We start from the raw sequence: 3,033 nt of genomic DNA on the forward strand, positions 1-3,033 counted from the left end.
GAATGGTCATGCTGTAGATGGTGCCGTGCATCTTTTTAGTCATGACCTAGTTTTAGATTAATTATTTCCGTTGCATTTAGTATTCCGTTTTTTAATTAGAAAGAGAAGATATGTCATTTAATCACGCTGTTATTTGGATTGACCATCAAGAAGCGCACGTTATTTACTTCAACCCAACTGCTAGTGAGAGCGAAGTCATTAAGACTCGATCAACTCATAAAAATGTGCATCACAAAAGTGGCTCTGTTAGCGGTGCGCGTGCTGAACCAGATCAGCATTACTTGCATGAGGTCATTCAAGCGGTGATGGAATCTAAAGAGATTTTGATTGTGGGCCCAGGCTCTGCAAAATTGGATTTGATGAAGCACGCTGCTAAGCATGATCACAACATTGCTGAAAAAGTAGTTGGTATTGAGACTGTGGATCATCCTACTGATGGACAGTTGCTTGCTTACGCTAAAAAGTACTTTGCCAAAGTAGATGCTTTAAAAGGCGATACCGTAATTACTGGTTGATAATTTATCCCCCTGAAAATGGGGGATAAATTAATGATGTAGCGCATTACTGACTGCATCACCAATTGATTTCTGGCACTTATGCGATCCTATTGCATTACGAAGCCCTTTTTCAGCTTGATCAGCTGCTCCCCAAGATAATCCACATTGCACCGCGTTTTCGGGTGTTAGTGGACTTTGCTGCCAACTTCATGGCGCATGTAGTGGAGATTGGCTGTTTGCTTTCGGTTATTTCTTTACCTTACAGTTCCCCGTTATGGGCGGACTTGTTGGCGAGCTTTCAGGCCATAGGATTTTATTAGATTGCGCCTATCTACACTATCTGACTGGAGTGGAAGCGCTAACTGGTTTCATTCCCATTCATTGAGATGCAGAAATACTGGACTACCTATCAATCGAATCAGCGCTAAGTAATACTAATAAATAGGGTTATGTAATTAAAACTCTTTCATGAGTCGGATAGCAAGTAAGCGTGTTTGAGCGTAGCCGTTTTTGATTTCTGTATCTCGCCCATACTGCAAGGAGACTCTGCCAATCGGAGTGTGGGCTTGCCCGCTTATTAAGAATCTTTGCGTATTAGCTACATCATTTCTATAGGTGTTGTTAACGGAGGTTGCGCCACCAGCTACGTAAAAGTAAGATGCCGCTACGGTAAATATCTCATTGATCCGATAGATGGGGCCGAGCTGAGTAGTAGTCAAGGGCTTTTGGGTCAAGGATCCATTAGTGCTTAAGCCGCATGCAGTTGCACATTGGCTATTGCCCCCAAACCACATGGTGTCTACCGCAATCATGCCATCTACATTGGAAGTGATTGGCGTTTGAAAGCCCATTTGCAAGTCCGTGCGGAAGCGATTCTCACCAACATTAAAAGCCCGCTGACTGGAATAGCTTCCAGTTGGACTAATAAGGTATCCCGCTAGGCCAAGATAGGTTCTGGTGGCTCTGTTGTGATACGGCCATATTGCTGTAGCAATCGTGAGATCACCAATTCCGGTAGCGCTTGCTTGGTTTGCTAGTGAGCCCCCTGGTTGAATAGATCCGTAGGGCAGTTGAATAAAGCTGACTGCTGGTAGGCTGCCAAGATCATACGATCGGGTACCGCGAAAAATTGCGCTCTGGGTATCAATGACAGGCCCACTCGTTACAACGCTACCGTTTCGATAAAGCGTATTGTTCTCAGTATTGAGGTAGCTCACCGTGACGTAATTTTTATTGGGTAGAGGAGCAACAATATCGTTTGGTTGCAAATCAATTGCCCACGCCATGAATGGTGTGAAGAGAGCCAACAAGAGGATGGGGAGTCGTGTGAGAAACATGGCGATCGTATTTTATCTACAGCTAGATATAAAGGCGATGACCTTGGTGGGTATTTACCATGATGCCCGGTCATACTGTCTCTATAAACCATATAAAATATGGTTTATATCCCTAAGCTCATAGGCCTTATGAGCCCTATAAACTCTACACTTTCTCATTCAAGGTTGTCATGTTGCTTCTCCCAAGGTTATTAGTTGTTCTTTGTGCATTGATTCTGGTGGGCTGTCAGTCGACCGGGAGTGATGGAAAGCCGCTAACTCCTCAAGAGATTGCGCAAAAAAGAGAGGCGACACTTGAAATGTCTAAGGTAGGTTTGGCCGCTTTAATTAAGCAAAACCCAGTTATTAAGAAGGACATAGAGACAGCCCCAGGCTATGCAGTTTTTAACACTACCAATGTCAATGTGGTCTTATTGGTACTGGCTAGGGGTGAGGGTGCCTTATTTGATAAGCGCCGTTCAGAGGTCATCTTTATGCAAGCCATGAAAACTGGCGAAGGAATTGGTGCGGGATATCAGGATCAGTACCAAATTATTCTTTTTAAGAATACGGATGCAATTGATCAGTTCTTATTGACCTCAATAGATGGTCGCCGTGGCGGAATGGATGTAGATGCTAATTTTTCTGCTGGGTCGGGCGGAACTATTCGCTCATTTAATCCTTACATCACTATTTATACAGTTGGGCTTAAAGGCTACGATTTGCAGGCTAACTATGGCGGAACGCTGTATCTAGTTGATCAACAGCTCAATGATGCCAAGACACTCAATAATTTACCTAAGAAGCAGCAGTAAATTGAAGTGCGGTTTGAATGGTCTGGAAATGAATGTCTACGGTAGTGCAAATCTCTTTTCCATAGCCACCTGCCATTGAGAAGGCAATTGGGATCTGGCGGTCTGCACCATATTGAAAGACACGCTCATCTCTTTTGCGCATGCCCGCTTTACTAATGTCTAGCTTTCCTAGCCTATCGCCTTCGTGGGGATCTGCACCAGCTAGATAAATGATGAAGTCAGGTTTAAATGTATCTAGCATCTCTAAACCCCGGCCTAAAGCTTTGAGGTAATCCTCATCTTTACATCCATTGGGCAGGCCAATATCTAAATCGCTCTGCTCTTTAGTGAATGGGAAATTATTTTCACCATGAATTGATAGCGTAAAGATGGATTTGTCATGTTGAAGGATAGATGCCGTGCCAT

At 43.8% G+C, this 3,033-nt stretch carries 3 protein-coding genes and 1 pseudogene; 2 read left to right on the plus strand and 2 right to left on the minus strand.

The annotated features are described in order from the left end of the window. Positions 1-110: 110 nt before the first annotated feature. Positions 111-515 carry a translational machinery protein gene (locus B7X71_RS14335; RefSeq protein WP_293601107.1) on the plus strand — a complete coding sequence of 135 codons (405 nt, stop codon included), beginning with the start codon at positions 111-113 and terminating at the stop codon, positions 513-515. Between the two features lie 437 nt (positions 516-952). On the opposite strand, the gene B7X71_RS14340 is transcribed toward B7X71_RS14335, so the two are convergent. After that, positions 953-1,834: a transporter gene (locus B7X71_RS14340; protein ID WP_293601109.1), complete on the minus strand. Its 882-nt coding sequence runs from the start codon at positions 1,832-1,834 to the stop codon at positions 953-955. A 170-nt stretch (positions 1,835-2,004) separates the two neighbouring features. Between B7X71_RS14340 and B7X71_RS14345 the strand changes: the two genes are divergently transcribed. Beyond that, positions 2,005-2,628: a hypothetical protein gene (locus tag B7X71_RS14345; RefSeq protein WP_293601111.1), complete on the plus strand. Its 624-nt coding sequence runs from the start codon at positions 2,005-2,007 to the stop codon at positions 2,626-2,628. Here B7X71_RS14345 and B7X71_RS14350 read toward each other — a convergent pair. Further along, positions 2,612-3,033, minus strand: a pseudogene (locus B7X71_RS14350) (histone deacetylase); the annotation flags it as partial. The gene B7X71_RS14345 and the pseudogene B7X71_RS14350 overlap by 17 nt on opposite strands.

It is taken from the genome of Polynucleobacter sp. 39-46-10, from assembly GCF_002282275.1.